Source organism: Streptomyces sp. NPDC008317 (assembly GCF_042955955.1).
GTDB lineage: Bacteria > Actinomycetota > Actinomycetes > Streptomycetales > Streptomycetaceae > Actinacidiphila.
On sequence record NZ_JBIBFQ010000001.1, the window covers coordinates 223,532 to 243,339 of the forward strand.

Here is a 19,808-nt window from a genome sequence, read left to right on the forward strand (position 1 = left end):
TCATATGAAACGGAATTCGGGCACCTCGCGGACTCCGGGCGAGTCCCGGGACGCCGCTGCGGCGGCAGGCGCGACCCCCGACGCCGCCCCCGAGGCCGCCTCCGACGCCACCTCCGACGCCGTCCCCGCCGCTCCCCCCGTCCTCCAACTCTCCGCCGTCAGCCACACCTACCAGGGCCAGCGGCGCAAGACCACCGTGCTCCGGCAGATCGACGTGTCCTTCGAGCGGGGCACGTTCTCCACCATCCTCGGCCCCTCGGGCAGCGGCAAGACCACCCTGCTCAGCCTGGCCAGCGGCCTGGACAGCCCCACCACGGGCACCGTCCGCTTCGACGGGCGGGACATCGCGTCCATCGGCCTCGGCCGCTACCGCAACAAGCACGCCGCCACGGTCTTCCAGCAGTACAACCTGCTGCCGTACATGACGGCCCTTCAGAACGTCGTCACCGCGATGGAGATCACCGGCGCCCGGTCCGCCACCGGGCGGCGCAAAGCCCGCGCGCTCGACATCCTGGCCGGCGTCGGCCTCGACCCCGACGCCGCGCACCGCAATGTGCTCAAGCTCTCCGGCGGACAGCAGCAGCGCGTCGCCATCGCCCGGGCCCTGGCCTGCGACGTCGACATCCTCTTCGCCGACGAACCCACGGGCAACCTCGACGAGGACACCGCCGACAGCATCATCGACATCTTCCGTGACCTGGCGCACATCCAGCACAAGTGCGTCATCGTCGTGACCCACAGCCAGACCCTCGCCGCCCGCTCCGACCGCACCCTCACCCTCCGCAAGGGCAAAGTCACCACGACGCGGGCCGCCTGAGCCTGTCAGTGGCTCCTTATAGCGTCAGCCCATGACCGAAACCTCGACGCTGGACCCGCTCACGTTCTTCGAGTACGACCACAACCCCGGCAACTACTGCCTGCTGCTCAGCGACACCCACATGGTCCCCTTCATGGACGTCTTCGAGGAGTGCGAGCAGTACGGCAGCGGCTACGGCTGGACGGGCGTCGCCCGCTCGGCCATCCGCTCCCGCGCGCCCGAACTCCTCGACCGCGTCTCCTTCGACCCCGAAGCGGGCATGTTCGTCGCCTACGGCACGGACCCCGAAGCGCTCCAGGCCCTGGGCGCCCTGCTCAAGGAGGCCCTGACCGACAAGGCGGTCCTCAAGCACCTGATAGAGACCGGCGATCCGGCCTGGTTCGACTGAACTCGGCCGCCGCGGGGCCCCGTTCCTCCGCCGACCGCCCACGCCCACCGCCCACCGCCCTCCGCCCTCCGCCCGTGACGGACCCCCGAACCCCCGGACCCCCGGAATCACCGCATCCGCGTCAAGAAGTCGTATGAGACGTGTAAATTGGTCGCTGGTGTGCCGGGAAGTCTGGTCGGCGAATACGAGAGAACTCTCTTCGCTGATCGGGGGCACCGTCCGTGGTAGTCGTGACGTGGATACGGGCGGAACACGCGGTGCCGGATGAGTGACTGGCACGCGTGGGCGGCCGTCGCCGTCTTCTTCGGGACCTACGGCCTGATCATCAGCGAACGCGTCCACCGGGTCGCTGCGGCGCTCGGCGGCGCCGGACTGATGCTCGCGATCGGCGCGACCGACGACGTGTCCGCCTTCTACTCCGAAGACTCCGGCATCGACTGGAACGTCATCTTCCTGCTGCTGGGCATGATGATGATCGTCGGCGTGCTCAAGCGCACCGGCCTCTTCGAGTACCTCGCGATCTGGTCGGTGAAGCGGGCGCGGGCCAAACCGTTCCGCGTGATGGTGATGCTCATCGTCGTCACCGCCACCGCCTCCGCGCTGCTGGACAACGTGACGACGGTGCTGCTCGTCGCGCCCGTCACCCTGCTGGTCTGCGAACGCCTCGCCCTGCCGTCCGCGCCGTTCCTGATCGCGGAGGTCTTCGCCGCGAACATCGGCGGGGTCGCGACGCTCGTCGGCGACCCGCCCAACATCATCATCGCCAGCCGCGCGGGCCTGACCTTCAACGACTTCCTCGTCCATCTGGCGCCGCTGGCCGTGGTGTTGGTGCTCGTGCTGATCGGCCTGTCACGCGTGATGTTCCGCTCGGCGTTCGACGGGGACGCCGACCGCGCGCTGGCGGTCATGGCGCTGGACGAGCGCGAGGCGATACGCGACCCGCGGATGCTCCGGCAGGGCCTGGCCGTACTCGCCCTCGTCATCGCCGGTTTCGTCCTGCATCCGGTGCTGCACCTCGAACCGAGCGTCGTGGCCCTGCTCGGCGCGGGACTGCTCGTCGCGGTGTCCCGGGCGAACACCGGCGAGGTGCTGACCGAGGTCGAGTGGCCCACCCTCGCCTTCTTCGCCGGGCTGTTCGTCATGATCGGCGGCCTGATCGACACCGGCGTCATCGGCCAGGTCTCCGACGCCCTCGCCAACGCCGTCGGCGACCGGGAACTCGGCGGCTCCATGCTGATGCTCGGCGCCTCCGCCGTCCTGTCCGGCGTCGTCGACAACATCCCGTACGTCGCCACGATGGCGCCCGTCGCCGCCGACCTCGTCCGTCACCTGGGCGGCGACCCCGACCACGTCATGTGGTGGGCGCTGACCCTCGGCGCCGACCTCGGCGGCAATGCCACCGCGATCGGCGCCTCGGCCAACGTCGTCGTGCTCGGCATCGCCGAACGCGCCCGACAGCCCATCTCCTTCTGGCAGTTCACCCGCTACGGCCTGGTCGTCACCGCCGCCACCGTCGCCGTATCGGCCCTCTATCTGTGGCTGCGCTACTTCGCGCTGGCGTGACCGCAAGCCGTACCGGAAGCCGTAGCGGAAGCCGTACGGGACCGGGAGCTCACGTCGTCGTGCAGACCGTGCCGTTGAGGGTGAAGACGGTCGGCGGGGGCGCCGCGCCGTCGTTGGCCCCCGTGAAGCCGAAGGAGGCGGAGTTGCCGCCGTTGGCGGCGAGCGTCGCGTTCCAGTCGACCGGGGTGGCCACGACCTGCCTGCCGGTCTGCGTGACCTTGGAGTTCCAGAAGCCGGACACGGACTCGCCCGCGCTGGGGAAGGCGAAGGCGAGCGTCCAGCCGGTGATCGGGCTCGGGCCGGTGTTGGTGACGGTCACCTCGGCGTTGAAGCCGTTGCCCCAGCCCGCGGTGGTGCGGTAGCCGACCTGGCAGGTCGAGTGCGCGGGGGTGCCGGTGCGTACGGTCACCGGGTCGGACGGCGGCGACAGGCGGCCGTTGGCGTCCCGCGCCAGGACGTTCCAGGTGAAGGTCGTACCGGGCGTGAGGTTGTGGACGGTCGCGGAGGTGCCCGTGCTGTCGGCCAGCAGCTCGCTGACCGTGCCGACCTGCCGGTAGACCTCGTAACGGGTCACCGCGCCGCCGGTCGACGGCGTCCAGCTCACGGTGGCGGTGGTGTCCCCGGCCGCGGTCACCCTCGGCGCGCCGGGCGCGGTCAGGGCCGAGCCCGTACCGGCCTTGGGGTGCAGGGTGACGGTGGTCAACGAGTAGGGCGGCAGCGTCTGTTGGGCGCTGTAGGCCGACGTGACGGTGTCGATCGCGGCGGCCTGGTCGCGGTAGGTGTCCACGGTCACGCCTGCCGACGTGTCGGGGGTGAAGCCGGTGTAGTGCAGGGCCACGGTCCGCGCCGCCGACGGGTCCTTGTTGATCAGCAGCACGCTCAGGTCGCCGTTTGCGCGGCGCACGGCGTGTGCCGCGACCGTCGCGGCACCGCTGCCCGCGCCGACCATCCGGTCCCCCGGCCGCCCGAGCCGGCTCAGCATCTGGATCGCGTAGTACGGCGGGAACGGCGTGTTGAGCGCGGGCTCGCACACCGTGCCGACGCAGTTGGCGCTGGACAGCACTCCCCAATCGCCGTAATCGGTCGCGCCGTTGGGCGACGTCGAGATCTGCTGGGCGCCGTTGTGCGTGTCCCACCAGTCGACGGTGAACACCCCGTTCTGAAGGGCGGTCAGATACGCGTCGGCGCCGAACAGCGCGTTCGGCTGCGTGTCCACGTCCCGGCCGCCGTTGACCTCGGTGAGCGCGATGGGGGTGTCGCCCGCGCCCGCCGCGGTCAACTGGTCCTTCAACTGGCCGAGTTCACCGGCGAGCTGCGAGGGCGTGTTGAGCATCTGCGCGGTGTCCGACGTGCTCGGGTACCAGTGCACGATCACGAAGTCGGCCTTGCCCGCGATCAGCGGGATGACCGTGTGGTTCCAGTCGGCGCTCTCGCCGTCGGCCATCACCCCGTCCGGCCAGTTGCCCGGCATGGTCAGCACCGCGCCGACCTTCACCGTCGGGTCCACGGCCTTCATCGCCGACACGTACTGGAGCACGTTGTTCGCGTACGCGGCGGGCGACTTGTCGGCGTGGTCGTCCTGCTCCCAGCCGGAGCCGTAATGCCCGTTCCCGTACAGCTCGTTGCCCACCTCCCAGAACTTCGCGCCGTACCCCTTGGTGACGTTGGCGTACCGCACCCAGTCCGCGGCCTCCTGCGGTGTGCCGGAGCCGTAGTTGGCGATGAGCATCGGCTGGGCGCCGATTTTCTTGACCGTGCCCATGAACGCGTCGAAGTCCGTGCCGGGTGCCACGTATCCGCCGGGCGCGGTGTTCGTCCGCCAGTGGTAGATGTCGCCGTACGAGCCGCCGGGGTAGCGCAGCATTCCGACGTCGGCGGCCTGGAGCAGATCCTGGACCTGCGGCTCGTTCATCTGCGCGTCCCACACGGCGCTGTTGAGGCCGTACGCCGTGCCGGGGATCGTCCCCAGGCCCTCGTTGGCGTTGACGGTGACGTCCGCGGGCGCCGCGGGCGGGTCGTCGGCCCGCGCGGTGGCGCCGCCGAGCAGCAGCGTGCCGAGGAGCGCGGCGGCGGAGGCCGCGGCCACGAGCGGGCTGCGGCGCCCGCGTAAGGGCTGGGGGCCGGGGGGCATGACAAGACGCACGGCGTACTCACCTTCGGGAGGCGGAATGTGGGGGGGTCGTGCCGCGTACGCGTGGGAGCGCTCCCACAATGCGGGCGACCGCCCCCACTGTCAATGGTTCACACGCCCCCATCCGGGGCGGTGGCCGGGCGCGACGCGGGTCGCGCGGCGGTTCATGCACGCGGGGAAGTTCGTCTCGCACGGCGACCGGCGCGTCGAGCACCTCAGCGACGACGGCACCGTCCGCGCCACGGACGCCTTCGCGCCGGGCGAGGCGCCCGTCACCCTCCACGGCTACGCCCCCCGCAAGCCCGCCGTGGCCGCCACCACCGGCTCCGTCGGCGCCGTCGGCTCCGTCGGCGCCGTCGGCTCCGTCGGCTACGACACCGGCACCGAGCTCTTCCGCTTCACCGCCACCGCCGACCCCGGCGCGTCGGGCGGCAACCGCGCGGTGCTCTCCGTCACGGCTCTCCATCACGGCTCTCCATCACGCCCTGATTCCCGGGGACCGGCCCGCGCGGACAACGCGTATTCAGCGGGGCCGACCGGCCGGTCGGCCCCGCTCTCGCGTCCGCGCGCGAGATCTCCCGTGGGTACGCATGTTTGAAAGGCGCGGGCCGGTAAAGGCGGTTGTCGACAGGGACTTTCCGGGGGACAGAAGGGGAAGAGGGCGTCGTGGGAATTCTCGCATGGATCATCATCGGATTGCTGGCCGGGGCTATCGCCAAGGCACTGATGCCGGGGCGCGACCCGGGCGGTGTCATCGTGACGATGGTCATCGGCATTCTCGGAGGACTGCTCGGCGGCTGGCTGGGCAAGGTCATCTTCCACGTCCACTCGATCAAGGGCTTCTTCCATCTGTCCACGTGGATCGCGGCCATCGTCGGCTCGCTGATCCTGCTGGTGATCTACCGCGTCGTGACGGATCGACGCCGCGCCTGAGCCCCAGGCGCTCGCGGCCCGCTGATTGGCCGCTGAATCCGGGGGCAGAAGACACTTCAGGAGGTTGATCGTCATGGCAGCGTTGCTCATCGTTCTTCTACTGGCGCTGGTTCTCATCGGCGCAGGCTTCGCCGTGAAACTGCTTTTGTGGATCGGTATCGTGGTACTGGTCCTGTGGGCGCTGGGATTCCTGCTGCGCTCGACCGGCCCGAGCGGCACTCGTGGCCGCTGGTACCGCTGGTAAACGGTCAGGAAGCCAAGCGAAACAGGAAAAGCACTCAGAAATAACGGCACGGCACAGAGCCAGGAAAGAGGAATTCATCATGAGCGACAGCGACAAGGCGAAGGCCAAGGTCGACCAGGTGAAGGGCAAGGCCAAGGAGACCGTCGGTCACGCCGTCGGCAACGAGAGCCTTGAGGCCGAGGGCCGTGCCGACCAGGCCAAGGGCGATGTCCGTCAGGCCGGCGAGAAGGTCAAGGACGCCGCCAAGGACGTCTTCCACAGCAACAAGAGCGACGACTGAGGGCTGAAGCCCCCGCCTCGCCCCCCGCGCCCCCCAGGAGGATCGCCTCCCGGGGGGCGCGCGTGTGTCCGCGTACGCCCGTCCACGTACACCCGTCCGTGTACGCCCACCCGGGTGGTCTCCGTACGCGCGCGGGCGGGTCGGCGCACACCCCCCCCTCGCGGCTCCCCCGCGCACCCTTCCGCGCGCACTCCCTCGATTGGCCCCGCACACGCTCCCTCGCACGGCGCACGGCGCACGGTCACGGCCCGTCGCCCCACGCGCACCACCAGCCACTCACATTCGGCTGAAGATGCCATGGACACGACACTCCAGCGGAGTTAGCGTGGCACCCGCTCACGTTTCGGCGACGTTACACAGGCGCAGTTAGACAACGTTGTCGAGGCGGGATTCGGGTCGATTCCGGCACCACCGGCCCCACCACGCACTCCCCCCTTCCCCCAAAAGGACTTGGAGTTGTCGCTATGAAGCGATCGGCTGCTCTCCTCGGCGCGTTAGCACTCGCCGCGACCGCCTGGACGGCGGGCACGGCGCACGCCGCGCCGGCCTCGCCCGCGGGCGTCCGTCAGACGTCCGTCTCCGCCGCGCAGCAGAGCGCGGCGGAGCGTTTCTGGACACCCGAGCGCCTGCGCGGCGCGAAGGACGTGACCGATCTGCCCGCCGCCACGGGCACGGCCGCCACCCGTACGACGGCGGCGCCCGCCGCCTCGGGTTCCCGCGTGGCGGTCCCGCCGGTCGCGGGGCCGCGCACGACGGCGGGCGGCCGGGTCACCCCGATGTCCTCGCCCACCGCGTGGAACGGCGGCGGCCTGATCAGCACGACCGCGGGCAAGGTGTTCTTCCAGAACTCCTCGGGCGGCACCTTCGCCTGTTCCGCGACCGTCGCCAACGCCGACAACAAGTCGGTGGTCCTCACCGCGGGCCACTGCATCGTCAACGCGGGCACGGGCGAGTCCTACCAGAACTGGGTCTTCATCCCCGGTTACAACCACGGCAACCGCCCGTTCGGCACCTTCTCCGCCCGCGTCCTGTACTGGTGGTCCGGCTATGTCTCGACGGCGGGCAACGCCAACTGGGACTTCGCCTACGCGGTGGTGAACACCGTCAACGGCCGTTCGCTGGTGGACACCGTGGGCGCCGAGGGCATCGCCTTCAACTCGCCGACCGGCCAGCACGTGCACTCCTTCGGCTACGGCGGCTCGGACGCCGAGGGCAACGGCGAGCAGCTCAACCACTGCGAGGGCACGGAGTATCCGGACGCCGGGCGCGGCGACTCCACGATGTGGGGCATCGACTGCGTGCAGACCGGGGGCTCCAGCGGCGGCGGCTTCCTGTCCAACTTCGACACGGGCGCGGGCACGGGGTACCTGGTCGGCAACATCAGCGTCAGCTCGGGCAACAACGAGTACCACCCGTACCTGGGCGACGAGGCCCTGACGACGTATCAGGCGGCGGGCGCGGCGTGACGCTGCCGCGGCACGGTCCCCGTGCGGCCTGACCCCGAGGCGGCCTGACGCTGGGGCGGCCTGACGCGGGGCGGTCTGTCTCTGGTACCGCCTGACGCGGGCGCGGGCCGGCACGGAAGTGGCTCCTGATGTGCGGGCGTTCGCGCCGGGCGGGGACCTCCCGTCCGGCGCGAGCGCGCACCGAGGCGTGAACCCGGCATTCACCTGACGTCGGCGCGCAGTTCACCGGTGACCGACAGGTTCAAGACCATGACATCACGCACTTCAGGACGCTTCTCCCGCAAGCGCACCCGGATCGTCGTCGCGATCGGCGCCACGCTCGTCGTGGTGGGTACGGGCACGGCCGCCGCCCACACCGCGGGCTGGCTCTCGGCTCCCTCGCACGACTTCGGCGCGACCGCCGACACCTTCTCCGGCCACGGCCAGGTCACCGGCAATGTGCTGCGGAACGACGTCGGCGCGACCGCGGTCGTACGGCACACGGACCCGAAGGACGGTACGGCGACGGTCGACGCGGACGGCTCGTTCACGTACACCCCGCGCCCCGGCTTCACGGGCACGGACACCTTCACGTACACGACGACCGACGCGGTACGGCTCTTCAAGGACACGCGGCGCGACGGGTCGGCGCTGCCGCCGCTCGCCACGGTCGCGGGGCCCGGCGGCACGACCACGCGCATCTCCGGTGAGGGCTACGGCTCCTCGCTCGCGCCGGTGCCGGGCAGGCCCGGGCACTTCTACGGCCTGACCGACCGCGGTCCGAACGCCGACGCCCCCGACGGCAACAAGTCCGAGATGCTGCTCGACTTCACGCCGCAGATCGGCGAGTTCCAGCTCGTGGACGGCAAGGCGAAGCTCCTCAAGCAGGTCACGCTGAAGGGCCCGAAGAGCCGGGGCGGCGTCCCCTACAGCGGGCGTCCGCCGCACGACACGAGCGAGACGATCGACGACGTCAACGCGACGAACGCCAACGGCGGCAAGCCCGTTCCCGTCGCCAGGGACCCGTACGGCTACGACTCCGAGGGCCTGGTCGCGCTGCGCGACGGCACCTTCTGGGTCTCCGACGAGTACGGCCCGTACATCACCCACTTCGACGCCGACGGCTACGAGTTGGGGCGGCTGACCCCGTACCGCGACAGCGCCGACAACGCCTTCCACAAGATCGTCGGCTACCTGCCGGCCGAACTCGCGTACCGCGTCAAGAACAAGGGCATGGAGGGGCTGACGGTCACGCCGGACGGCTCGACGCTGGTGGGCGTCATGCAGTCCGCGCTCCAGCAGCCCGACCTCGGCGGTACCAAGGCCGGGAATGTGGCGGCGACCCGGATCATCACCGTCGACCTCCGTAACTACAAGACCAAGCAGTACCTCTACCTGCTCGACAACCCGGCGACGACCGGCGCCGCGAACAGCGAGATCACCGCGCTGTCGAACACCACGTTCCTCGTCGACGAACGGGACGGAAACTACGAGCCGTTCGCCTCCAAGACGCTCTTCCAGGTCGACATCAACGGGGCCACCGACGTCAGCGGCCTGACCCTCGGCGGCAAGTCCCCCGAGGCGCTGGTCGGTACGGGCGGCACCAACGCGGCCCTCACCGCGCTCACGGCCGCGGGCGTCAACGTCGCCCAGAAGCAGCCCTATCTCAACGTCGGCACCCTGGTCAGCCAACTCGACCCCACCGGTGCCTTCTTCGCCCACGACAAGGTCGAGGGCGTCGCCACCGCCGACGCCGGGCGGACCCTCTACCTCTCCAACGACGACGACTTCGGCATCGACACCATCGCCGTGGACCCGGACGGCACCTGGACCGTCCACCAGAAGGTCCTCCCGCCCACGTCCAAGCCCGACAACGGCGAGATCCTGAAGGTCGACACCACCAAGCTCCCCGCGGTCCTCAAGACCGTGACGGTGACCGTCCGCGTGCGCTGACCCGCACCGGCATACGCCCATACGCCCGTACGCCCTCGGGCCGCCCGCTCGGGCAGAGCGGACGGCCCGGCGGCCCGGCGGCCGGACGAACGGTCGGCGGTCGGCGGTCGGCGGTCGGCGGTCGGCGGTCGGCGGTCGGCGGTCGGACGAACGCCCCAAGCGGAGCCCGGCGTTCTCCCTTGGCCGAACGGGATGTGCCGATACGATGACGGTCCGTGAGGCGGCCGGGGTCGGTGGGGGGCGGGCGGGGTGGATCCGTTGGTGTTGGCGGCGGGAACGACGCTGGTGAGTGCGATGGCCAGTGACGCCTGGGAGGACGCGCGGGCGACCGCGCTGGCGCTGTGGCGGCGCGTGCATCCCGAGCGAGTGGCCACCGTGGAGGCCGAGTTGGCCGAGGTCCGGACGGATGTGCTGGCCGCGCGGGACAGCGGGGACGCCGAGACGGAGACGCAGCTCGCCGCGGACTGGCAACGCAGATTGCAGCGCATGCTGGACGCGGACCCGGCGCTGGCCGCCGAACTGCGCCGCGTGCTGGACGAGTTGAGCCCGGCCGCGGCCCCGACGACGCCCGGGACGACGGTCACCCAGCGCGCCACCGTCTCCGGCCGCGGCAACCGCGTCTTCCAGGCGGGCGGCAGCATCCACCTCACCGATGCCCCCGACGCCTGACCCGGCCGGACCGGCCGGCACTCCCGCCACCGGCGGCCGAGCGGACGCCCGTTCGGTGGAACAGACCGCGACGGCGTCCGGCGACAGCCGGATCAACCAGGCGGGCGGCGATATCTACTACGCCGCCCGCGACTTGTTCATGTACGGCGCCCGCGGCCGGACCGACCGGCGCGCCGACGGTCCCGCGGGCGACGACGACCGGTGCCCGTACCCCGGCCTGGCCCCCTTCGGCGTCGACCAGGCGCAGTGGTACTTCGGGCGCGATCCCCTGATCACCGAGGTCGTCGCGCAACTGGAGGCGGGCGGACCGCTGGCGGTGGTCGGCCCTTCGGGGTCGGGCAAGTCGTCACTGCTCATGGCGGGTCTACGGCCCGCGCTGAGCGGCAACCGCTTTCCGGTGGAGGGTTCGCGGGACTGGCCGCAGCTCGTCCTGACGCCCACGGCGCACCCGCTCGCGGCACTGGCCGGGCAGCTGGCCGCCGCGACCGGCGAAGAGGCCGCCGCCGTACAGCAGGCGTTACGGACCGACCCCGGCGGCTACACCGACCGGCTCAGCGTCGCCCTGGCCGCGCGGGCCGGGGCGACCGGCGCACCGGTGCCCCGCCTCGTCGTGATCGTGGACCAGCTCGAAGAGCTGTTCACCCTCTGCACCGACGACACCGAGCGCCGCGCCTTCATCGACGCCGTCAGCCGTATGGCGCAGGAGCCCGCGCCGAGCCACGTGCCGAGCCCCTCGCCGAGCCACGTGTCGGGCCCCGCGCCTGGCCCCGCGCCCCACGGGACCCCGCCCCCGGTCCTGCTCGTCCTCGGCCTCCGCGCCGATTTCTACGGCCACGCCATCGCCCACCCGCGACTGCGCGCGGTACTCAGGGGCCGCCAGGTCCTGGTCGGGCCGATGACCGAGGACGAATTGCGCGCCGCGATCGTCGCGCCCGCCGAGGCGACCGGGCTGACGATGGAACCGGGCCTGGAAGAGCTGCTGTTGCGGGACCTCGGCGTCTTCCCCGACGACCCGACGGTCGGCGACCCCGACCCCGACGCGTGGTTCACCGCGGGCCGACTGCCGCTGCTGGCCCACGCGTTGCACATGACGTGGATACGGCGCAGCCGCAGTGCGCTGACCGTGGCGGACTACCAGGCCACCGGCGGAATCCGGCAGGCGATCTCCACGTCGGCCGAACGCGCCTACGCCGGACTGGACATGGCCGCCCGACAGGCGGCGGAGGCGCTGTTCCTGCGGCTCGTGCGCATCGGGCACGGCGCCGAGGACACCCGGCGGCGCGCGTCACTGGGCGAGTTGGCCACCGACGGCTCCGCGGCCTCGGCCACGGCCGCCGCGCTGACCGCGTTCAGCCGGGCACGGCTGCTCACCCTGGACGGCGCCCCGGAAGGCGGCGAACCGCACGGCGGCGAGCCGCACGGCGACGGGCCCGAGGACGAGAGCCGCGCCGCGGCCCGCGTCACCGTCCAGATCACCCACGAGGCGCTGATCCGCGCGTGGCCCCGCCTGCGCCGCTGGATCGACCGCGGCCGGGCGGACATCCTGGTGCGCCAGGAGCTGGAAGAGGCGGCACGGGCGTGGAGCGAGCACGGCGGCTCCGACAACGCCCTGCTGTTCCGGGGCAGTCGGCTGGAGCGCGCGACCACCGCCGCGACCTCCGCCCCCGACCATCTGAGCCCGGCGGCACGGAACTTCCTCGCCGCCTCGACCCAACAGGCCGCGCGGGCCGCGCGATTACGGCGCAATGTCATCGCCGTGCTCACCGCCCTGGTGCTGATCGCCTCCGGCACCGCCGTCTTCGCCTTCCAGCAGCGCGCGACCGCGCAGACGCAGCGGGACACCGCGCGCAAGGAGCGGGACACCGCCATCGCGGGCCAGGTCGCGATCGAGGCCGACCGCGTCCGCACCAGCGACCCGTCGCTCGCCGCCCTGCTCGACCTGGCCTCGTACCGGATGCGGCCGGACGACGACAAGTACACCAACCTCCTGTCCTGGGCGAACGGCCCGTTGGCGGCCCTGGTGCCGGGGGCGACGGGCGCGCCGGCCTTCAGCGGGGACGGCAGGCGGATGGCGACCAGGGCCGCGGACGGCTCGGTGACGGTGTGGGACAGCCGCGACCCCTCGCACCCGCGCCGCGTCGGGCGGGCCGTACCGGGCCTGAAGAGCGCCGCCGACGTGCGGTTGAGCCGGGACGGGCGACGGCTGGCGGTGTACGCGCCGCTCGCCCGCGACGCGTCCGAGGGCTCGGACGGGACGACGGCCGACAGCTCCGCCCCGCACCCCGTACTCGACCTGTGGGACGTGTCCGACCCGGCGCACTTCCGCCGCACCGGCAGCATGACGGGCACCGAGGACACCCGCATGGTCGCGTTCACCCCGGACGGACGGGAGTTCATCACCGCCGACGTGGGCGTCAACGGCGGGACCACGACGCTGTGGAACCTCACCGACCCCGCCCACCCGAAGCCCGGCGCCGAACGGCCGGGCGCGGCCGTCGCGTTGAGCCACGACGGACGCACCCTCGCGGTGTGGGAGGACGGCAACACCCTGCAACTCGTCGACGTCTCCGCGCCCGGCCGCTTCGAGGAACTGCTGCCGCAGGGCCTGCAAGTGGGCGCCACACTGACGCCCGACGTCGCCTTCTCCGCGGACGGCCGATGGCTGGCCACCGCGGGCGACCCCGGCGGCAACGGGGAGCCGAGCACCCTGTCCCCGGAGACGCTGCGCGTCTGGGACCTGACCGTCCGGACCCGGCCCGCCCTGCACAACGAGCACCAACTCCCGCGTGGGGCGGCTCTGTCCATGGCCATGCGGCCGGACGGCCAGGTGCTCGCGACCGCAGGGGACGACCGTACGGTCACGCTCTGGCGCGTCGCCGACACCGGCCTGGCGTCGTCCTCGCTGGAGGAGGAGTTCCCGCATCCGCTCGTCGCGATGTACGCGCCGCTGGGCGGACACACCGAGACCGTGGACGCCTTGGCGTTCTCCCCGGACGGGTCCGCCCTGGCCAGCGGCGACGGCTCCACCGTCCGGGTCTGGGACCTTCCGCCCGCGGTCGCGACCCCGGGCGGCGCCGTCGACTCGATCACCGTCCTGCCCGGCGACAGGACGCTGGTCGCCGGAGTCGACGACAACTCCTCCGTCCCGCACTCCGCCGTCGGGCTGTGGAATCTGACGAACGCCCGCGGTCCGACGCCGACCGGCCGGCCGACGCCCGGACCCGACGGCCGGACCTCGGTCTTCGCCGTCAGCCCCGACGGGCGCACCCTGGCGACGGCCGTGGCCGACATGGACGTCGCCGCGGACGGAACCACGATCGCGCTGTGGAGCCTCGCCGACCCGGCCCGCCCCGCGCCGCTGGGCGAGCCCTTCGGCGAACCCTCCGGCGCGTCGATCCGCAAGCTGTCGTTCACGGCGGACGGCAAGCGCCTGTGGTCCACCACCGCGCTCCACAGCAGCCTCTGGGACATCTCGGGCCCGGCCGGCCCCCGCCCCCTGGTCGCCGACTCACCGCTCCGGGGGAACCTGCTGGCCCTCGGCGCCGACGGGCGCCTCACCCTGACCGAGAACACCCCCGAGCCGTACCAGCTCTGGGACACCCGCGACGCCACCCGCCCGGCCGCGCTCGCCGCCATCCCCACCAGCGCCTACGGGGACTCCCGCTACGGCGCGTCGGCCGCCGCCTTCTCCGCCGACGGCCGCACGCTCGCCCTCTCCCACGACCGCACCCTGCGCCTGTGGGACGTCTCCGACCCGCACAGGCCCGCCGCCCTCGGCGGCCCGATGACCGGACACGGCGACCGGATCGAGTCCCTGGCCTTCGTCCCCCACACCTCGCTGCTGGCCAGCGCGAGCGCCGACAACACCGTCCGCCTCTGGGACGTCTCCGACCTCCACCACCCCGCGCCCAAGGGCCGCCCCCTGCCCGCCCCCGGCGCGGGCCCCCTCGCCCCCACCCACGACGGCCGCACCCTCATCACCTCCTCCGTCGCGGGCACCCTCCGCCGCTGGCCCCTCGCCCCCGACACCGCCGCGGCCCGCGTCTGCGCCGCCACCGCCAACGTCCTCACCGACGCGGTGTGGACCGCCCACTTCCCCGGCATTCCCTACCAACGGCCGTGCTCGTAAGGTCCGTTGGCCTGAACTTCGGTGCGCTCACCGCGTCAGCAGCAGCCCGCAGCCGTACGCGCGCGCGTGGCCGATGCCTTGGGTCATCGCGTCGACCAGGGCGGCCGGGTCGGTGACGGTCAGGGTGCCGCGGATCTCCGCGCGGGCGATGCGAAGGCCCTTGTGAGGGGCGGGACTTGTGACCGTGGGAAGCATGCGGACGGCCAGGGACTCCTCCTCGGCGGTGGCGCCGATCCGGGCGACGCCGTCGGGGGCCCTGCGGGGTTCGCCCGGCTGCTGGAACCGCCGGGCGAACCAGTGCCGTACGTGGTCGGGCCGGGTGTGGGCGGTGCGTTGACCTCGGCGGCGCTCGGGGGTGGGCGGCCCGGTCGGACGACTCTGAGTGGGGTTGACGACGGTGCGGAAGGTCAGGGAGTCCCCGGCGCGGATGGTGCGGTCGACGGTGATCACCCGCGGTGTCCCGGTGAGCGCGTCGCGGGGCACGCCCGCCCAGTCCCCCGGGACCCTGGACTGCACCACCAGCACGAGCGCCGCTGCCTTGAGATCGACGGACCAGGTCGACAACACCCCTGTCTGGGCGCGGGCGTCGGGGTCGCCGTCCGCGACCCAGCCGCGGAAGCCGCTCATCACGGTGCGGTGCATGTCCTGGGCGTCCACCAGCGACTTGGCGGTGTACGGGTGCCGGGCGTCCATGGTCAGGACGCTGTGCGTGGCGACGAATCGGGCGGCGGCGGGCGGATTGGTCACGGGATGACGTCCCATTCGGTGGCGTTCTCGTCGATGGTGACGCGGGTACGGGTCTCCCACCGCGTGGTGTGCGCGCGACGGTCCGCGTCGAAGGTGACCGGCTGATCCTGTACGGGAGTCGCCGTACCGTCCGGGTCCACCGCCTCGATCCATGCCCAGGGCCGCGGCGACGGCGGCGCCCCGACGCCCTGCGAAGGCAGCAGCGCGACGGACGCGAAGGCCTCCTCGACGGTCCCGGCGAGCAGCGGCCCGGCCAGTGTGCCGGACGGCGGGCACGACTTGCGGCCCAGCCACAGCAGGCGTTCCGGGCTCTCCAGCGCCGTCGCGACCGTCGCGAGGAAGGCCCGGTCCTGATGCTGGAGCGCGGCCACGAAAGCGGCGTCCGACACGTACCAGCGCTCGGTGACGAGCGCGCCCCGGGAGAGCTGCCGGGAGACCAGGGCACCCGATGACGGATCGGTGGTGACGTATTTCGGCGCCCCGTACCAGTCGGCGAGTTCGTGGTGGCCGAAGGCGGTGCCCCCGGCCTCCGCCATGGAGGTCGACAGCGCGGCGGCCCTGCGGTGGTCGGTGATGACGTCCCGCGGGCGGACGGGGTACCGGCCGGATCCGACGACGTGGTAGTCGCGTACCGGGGTGCCGGGGTGATCGGCGCGGACGCCGAACCGGACGGCGTGGAACTCGCCCAGGTCGTCGGCGCGTTCGTGGCCGAGGGCCGCGGCGCACAGACCGATCACGCCGGACTTCGTGGGGCGGCTGTGGGTGTCACGCCGGGAGAACCAGGAGACCACTCCCCAGGACTGGAGCGGAGCCGCGAGGCGGATGAGCAGGACGTGGCCGCTCACCCCGGCAGCTCCGCCGACTGCGACTGCGCCGACGACTTCGCCGACGACTCCGTCAGCTCCGTCAGCTCCGTCAGCTTCTCGACGGAGTCGACATCCGTGACGCCCAGCTCCTGGAGCACGGCGTGGACGGCCGGGTCGTACGTCAGGACGCGGCCCGCCGTGATGTCGTCGCGCCGCCGGAGGACGAACGCGTGGTGGGCGAGGAGGCGGCGTACGGCCAGTTCCCCGGCGGGCCCGCCCTCGGCGAGTTCGTCGACGGGCCGCTGGAAGGCCGACGCGTAGTTGAACGGCCGGTCGCCGTCGAAGGCGAGCACCAGGGCGGGCAACGACCCGGTGGACGCGGTCGAGTTCTTCTTGGCCTGCGGGAAGGCGTTGACGAAGGCGCTGACGAACTCCGCTTCCGCGGCGACGGACGCGGTCTCCGCGTCCTGCTCCGACATGCCCGCCGCGCGCAGGTTCTGCCGCAGTCTGCGCCGGTCGAGGACGGCGTGCCGGTAGAACGTGCCCGAGATCAGCGACTGGTAGCCGGTCATGCCCGCCCCCGAGTCGTCCGCCGAGTCGAGGAAGTCGAGCGCGTTGCTCTTGCGGGCGAGCTTGGCGTCATCGGCGGCGGCGTAGAAGTCGTCGGTCAACTCGGCTTCGTGGACGGTGAAGGCGTGGCCGCTCTGGATCGCGCCGTCGACGTTCGGCGAGTCCGGGATCTCGGCCAGGAAGCGGCCGTAGAGCGCGATGTCGATCGCGTCGCGGGGGGCCAGCGCGGTCAGGACCGCGGTCCTGGTGGCCTTGGGAAGCGCGGGCAGCTTGCCTCCGGCGGCGCCCGCCTCGTCAGGAGCCGTCCCGTCCGTGCCCGCTTCGTCCGCGCCCGCCTCCTCCGGCTGACCGCTCCCGCGCCGTCCCTTGGGCTTCTTGGCCGCTGCCGCCTGAGACTGGGCGAGGTACCGCTCCGCCCACGCGCCGACCGCCGCCCGGTCGGTGTGGATGTGGTCGGCGATCCGGTCACCCGCGTCAGCGGGCGCGAAGAGCAGCACCTTGGTCAGGTCGGCGACCGTGGGCTTGGCGGGATCGCCGAAGTTGAGGCCGACGGCCTGGAGGACGGCCCGCGCCGTGGGCAGCGCCTCCTCCCTCGTCCAGCCGTGCCGGGACTCCAGGGCTCGGGCGGTCACCAGGGCCCATTCGCGGGTACGGACGCCCATGGCGTGCCCGGCGAGCGGCCCTTCCTGGGCGTTCGCCCGGTCGCGGGAGTACACCCGCTCGGCGCGGCGGCGCGCCTGACTGGTGATCATGTGCCGTTCCACACCGCCGTAGACGATCGACTTGGGCGCGCCGTTCTCGTCCCTGACGGGGAGGACCGCGACCAGCGTCTCCAGCAGGTGCAGGGAGAGGAATTGGCGCCCGGTGAGGGCGACGGGGTTACTCACGAGGGCAGTTCCTTCGTCGTGACGGTCCTGGTGGTTCTGCTGCTCCTGGCGCCGGTGCCGGGCGACGGCGCGTGGAAGTCGACGGCCCAGTGGTACCGGATACGGGCCTGCCGGTCGGACCAGCGGGCGAGGTCGTCCGCGAGCTGTGCCCAGGACGGCGGCGGCTTGCCGCACGAGCGCAGCCGGGCGACGGTGTGCTGAAGGTGCCGCAGAGGGGGCCGGCGGCTGGAGACGACGCGGTCCATCAGCCTTCCGGCGCCCGCGTCGTCCGGCCCGTACCCGAGGCTGGTGCCGATCCTGCGGGCCGCGGTGCCCAGGCTCCCGTATCCCCACGACGGTTCGACGGCGCCCCGGTGGTAGACGGCGAAGAGGAAGGCCACCTGCTCGAACACCGCGCGGCGCGACGGGTCGAACCAGCCCGCCTCGATGTGGGCGTTCTGGCTGACCGTGGGGCGGCGCAGTTCGGCGAGCGTGCCGTTGTCGCGGCTCCGCACCAGGCCGACCAGCCAGCGGGTGAGCTGTTCGCTCCGCGCGCGGTCGCGCGCCTCCGTACCGGCGGCGCGCTCGGCGCCGTCGCGGTACGCGGTGCCCGGTATGTCGGCGGTCACTCGCGGTCCTCCTTCAGTTCGTCGGGGGCGGTGCGTCCGGTCAGGCCGCTCTCCAGGCACCGGACCGCCTGCGCCCGTGCCCGCATCCCGCGCGAGTTGGCGGGCAGCGAGTCGAGCCGGTTGCCCAGGAACCGCCGTGCGCAGTCCGCGAGTTCGGCCGCGTAGGCGACGAGCGCCGCGTCGACCCGCTCCTCGGTCCCGGCCGCCGTCGTCTCGTCCAGCAGCGTGTGGAAGGGCTCGGCCGTGTGGGCCCAGTGCTCCGGCCGCGCGTCGAACCGGGCGATCTGACGGTCCTTGTCGCCCGGTTTCGGGTTGGGGTACGTCACCGTCCAGGCGACGTAGGCCGCTTTGAAGAGCCAGGCCGCCACATGGTCGGCGATGAGCGAACCCCGCTCGGCCGCGTACCTCATGTCCCGCTCGCGGCCCGGCACGAAGGGGAACGTGTCCGACACCCAGGTGATGACCGTGGTCTGCTTCGCTATCAACCCGACGGCCCAGAGGCTGAGTCGACGGCCCCGCAGCAGGGCGAGGCGGTCGTAGAGGTCGGGTCCGTGCGTCCGGTCGGCGACGGCCGCGTACAGGGCGTGCGCCTCGCGCCACAACGCCTTGGTCGCGGAGGGCCGCAGCGGCTTGGCGTCGGCGCTCCCCGCGCCCTCCCCGTCGTAGACCGCGTCCTGCGTGCGGTGGTGGGCCAGTGGTTCGAGGAGTTCACCGGCCGCCATCAGGACGCGGTCGACAGCGGGAGTCCCGTCCTCGGTGACGGTCGGCCGCAGGAGGATCGAGCGTCCCAGAACGGTGTTCAGGTCGGCCGGTCCGTCGACCCGCCGCCCCGACGGCTTGGTCAGGAAGCCCCGCCGGGGCTCCGGCGCCACCGTCCAGGTCCGGTTGAAGCGGCCGGGGTCCTCGGCGGTCGGCACGAGATTGAGCCGCAGGGTGTCGCCGAGCGTCGTCCCCAGCGCGACGACCCGGATACGGGTGCTGAGGCGTCCTGCGGCCAGGTTGGTGAGCGTGGGACCGAGGGTTTCCTTGCCGGGCATACGGGCCCGGCCGCCGGGTCCGTACGCGTGCTGGGTGAGCATCGCGCGGAAGGCGGCGTCGGCGGGGAGCGGAGTGGGGTGTTCGAGGTGGTGGTGGTCGAAGAACTGGTTGTAGTCCCCCGCGTGCTCGATCACCAACTGGGCCGGTCCCGCGCCGTGTTCGTCGAGGTACGGGGCGAGGAGGGCGTTCTGCCCCAGCGGTTCTGTCGGGTGGAAGAGGTCCCAGTGCTCGTCGGGGCGGCCGTCCAGCCAGTCGGCGGCCCCGGTCAGCGGCGTGCCGTCGCGGACCCAGCCGAGCCACTCGTCACGGGTCGTCGGGCAGCGGGTGGAGGCGTAGCAGACGGCGAGGAGGTACTCCAGCAGGGCGACGGTCTCCCCTGCGGTCTTCGCCGAGACGGCGCGCAGACCGTCCGCGTGCCGCAGTGCGTGGACGAGGGTGACGCGAGTGCCGTGCCCCCGGGCGGTCAGCACCGGTACGCACGCCTGCCTTCTGGGGTCCCAGCGAGGACGTGACGGCCCCGGGGACGGTCGTAATTCGGCCAACGACACCTGATCCGTGCTCCGCTCTCCGCTGTGTCTGATGAGATGCGGCAGGACGCTA

Annotated in this window: 17 protein-coding genes; 11 read left to right on the forward strand and 6 right to left on the reverse strand. The window is 72.4% G+C overall.

Features of this window, described 5'->3' with window-relative positions:
• Positions 1 to 4: 4 nt before the first annotated feature.
• The 3 genes from ACFY9V_RS00825 to ACFY9V_RS00835 all read left to right on the forward strand — a co-directional run bounded on the left by ACFY9V_RS00825 (position 5) and on the right by ACFY9V_RS00835 (position 2,768).
• Entirely contained in the window at positions 5 to 817 is an 813-nt protein-coding gene (locus ACFY9V_RS00825; protein WP_391158415.1) for an ATP-binding cassette domain-containing protein, read from the forward strand.
• 31 nt (positions 818 to 848) lie between these two features.
• Positions 849 to 1,205, forward strand: coding sequence for an Imm51 family immunity protein (locus ACFY9V_RS00830; RefSeq protein WP_391158418.1), 357 nt, complete (start codon positions 849 to 851; stop codon positions 1,203 to 1,205).
• A 264-nt stretch (positions 1,206 to 1,469) separates the two neighbouring features.
• Complete coding sequence (locus ACFY9V_RS00835; protein ID WP_391158420.1) at positions 1,470 to 2,768, forward strand: SLC13 family permease; 1,299 nt, start codon at positions 1,470 to 1,472, stop codon at positions 2,766 to 2,768.
• Between the two features lie 49 nt (positions 2,769 to 2,817).
• On the opposite strand, the gene ACFY9V_RS00840 is transcribed toward ACFY9V_RS00835, so the two are convergent.
• The gene (locus ACFY9V_RS00840) at positions 2,818 to 4,911 is read right to left on the reverse strand and encodes a cellulose binding domain-containing protein (RefSeq protein WP_391158422.1); all 2,094 of its coding nucleotides are present in this window, start codon (positions 4,909 to 4,911) and stop codon (positions 2,818 to 2,820) included.
• A gap of 154 nt (positions 4,912 to 5,065) precedes the next feature.
• Between ACFY9V_RS00840 and ACFY9V_RS00845 the strand changes: the two genes are divergently transcribed.
• The 8 genes from ACFY9V_RS00845 to ACFY9V_RS00880 all read left to right on the forward strand — a co-directional run bounded on the left by ACFY9V_RS00845 (position 5,066) and on the right by ACFY9V_RS00880 (position 14,552).
• Entirely contained in the window at positions 5,066 to 5,497 is a 432-nt protein-coding gene (locus ACFY9V_RS00845) for a hypothetical protein (protein ID WP_391158425.1), read from the forward strand.
• A gap of 68 nt (positions 5,498 to 5,565) precedes the next feature.
• Positions 5,566 to 5,832 carry a GlsB/YeaQ/YmgE family stress response membrane protein gene (locus tag ACFY9V_RS00850; protein ID WP_355339983.1) on the forward strand — a complete coding sequence of 89 codons (267 nt, stop codon included), beginning with the start codon at positions 5,566 to 5,568 and terminating at the stop codon, positions 5,830 to 5,832.
• 73 nt (positions 5,833 to 5,905) lie between these two features.
• Positions 5,906 to 6,076 carry a hydrophobic protein gene (locus ACFY9V_RS00855; RefSeq protein ID WP_355339981.1) on the forward strand — a complete coding sequence of 57 codons (171 nt, stop codon included), beginning with the start codon at positions 5,906 to 5,908 and terminating at the stop codon, positions 6,074 to 6,076.
• Between the two features lie 79 nt (positions 6,077 to 6,155).
• Entirely contained in the window at positions 6,156 to 6,356 is a 201-nt protein-coding gene (locus tag ACFY9V_RS00860; protein WP_355339978.1) for a CsbD family protein, read from the forward strand.
• A gap of 464 nt (positions 6,357 to 6,820) precedes the next feature.
• On the forward strand, positions 6,821 to 7,822 hold the full coding sequence (locus tag ACFY9V_RS00865) for a trypsin-like serine peptidase (protein ID WP_391158427.1): 1,002 nt from the start codon (positions 6,821 to 6,823) through the stop codon (positions 7,820 to 7,822).
• A gap of 249 nt (positions 7,823 to 8,071) precedes the next feature.
• Positions 8,072 to 9,754 carry an esterase-like activity of phytase family protein gene (locus tag ACFY9V_RS00870; RefSeq protein ID WP_391158430.1) on the forward strand — a complete coding sequence of 561 codons (1,683 nt, stop codon included), beginning with the start codon at positions 8,072 to 8,074 and terminating at the stop codon, positions 9,752 to 9,754.
• 294 nt (positions 9,755 to 10,048) lie between these two features.
• Complete coding sequence (locus ACFY9V_RS00875) at positions 10,049 to 10,423, forward strand: hypothetical protein (RefSeq protein WP_391041696.1); 375 nt, start codon at positions 10,049 to 10,051, stop codon at positions 10,421 to 10,423.
• Positions 10,424 to 10,478: 55 nt separating this feature from the next.
• Complete coding sequence (locus tag ACFY9V_RS00880; RefSeq protein ID WP_391158433.1) at positions 10,479 to 14,552, forward strand: hypothetical protein; 4,074 nt, start codon at positions 10,479 to 10,481, stop codon at positions 14,550 to 14,552.
• A 27-nt stretch (positions 14,553 to 14,579) separates the two neighbouring features.
• Here the strand turns inward: ACFY9V_RS00880 and cas6e are convergent, their stop codons facing one another.
• From cas6e to ACFY9V_RS00905, 5 genes are read right to left on the reverse strand one after another with little or no spacing between them, the layout of a single operon-like run.
• A complete protein-coding gene (cas6e, locus tag ACFY9V_RS00885) occupies positions 14,580 to 15,299 on the reverse strand; it encodes a type I-E CRISPR-associated protein Cas6/Cse3/CasE (RefSeq protein ID WP_391041700.1) in 720 nt (239 codons plus the stop codon).
• Entirely contained in the window at positions 15,296 to 16,144 is an 849-nt protein-coding gene (gene cas5e, locus ACFY9V_RS00890; RefSeq protein ID WP_391158435.1) for a type I-E CRISPR-associated protein Cas5/CasD, read from the reverse strand. The genes cas6e and cas5e overlap by 4 nt, the downstream gene beginning before the upstream one ends.
• A complete protein-coding gene (locus ACFY9V_RS00895) occupies positions 16,141 to 17,562 on the reverse strand; it encodes a type I-E CRISPR-associated protein Cas7/Cse4/CasC (RefSeq protein ID WP_391158437.1) in 1,422 nt (473 codons plus the stop codon). The genes cas5e and ACFY9V_RS00895 overlap by 4 nt, the downstream gene beginning before the upstream one ends.
• Positions 17,559 to 18,170, reverse strand: a complete 612-nt coding sequence (gene casB / locus ACFY9V_RS00900; protein WP_391158439.1) for a type I-E CRISPR-associated protein Cse2/CasB — start codon at positions 18,168 to 18,170, stop codon at positions 17,559 to 17,561. Before casB ends, ACFY9V_RS00895 begins: the two co-directional genes overlap by 4 nt.
• Positions 18,167 to 19,678: a type I-E CRISPR-associated protein Cse1/CasA gene (locus tag ACFY9V_RS00905; protein ID WP_391158441.1), complete on the reverse strand. Its 1,512-nt coding sequence runs from the start codon at positions 19,676 to 19,678 to the stop codon at positions 18,167 to 18,169. Before ACFY9V_RS00905 ends, casB begins: the two co-directional genes overlap by 4 nt.
• Positions 19,679 to 19,808: the final 130 nt, after the last annotated feature.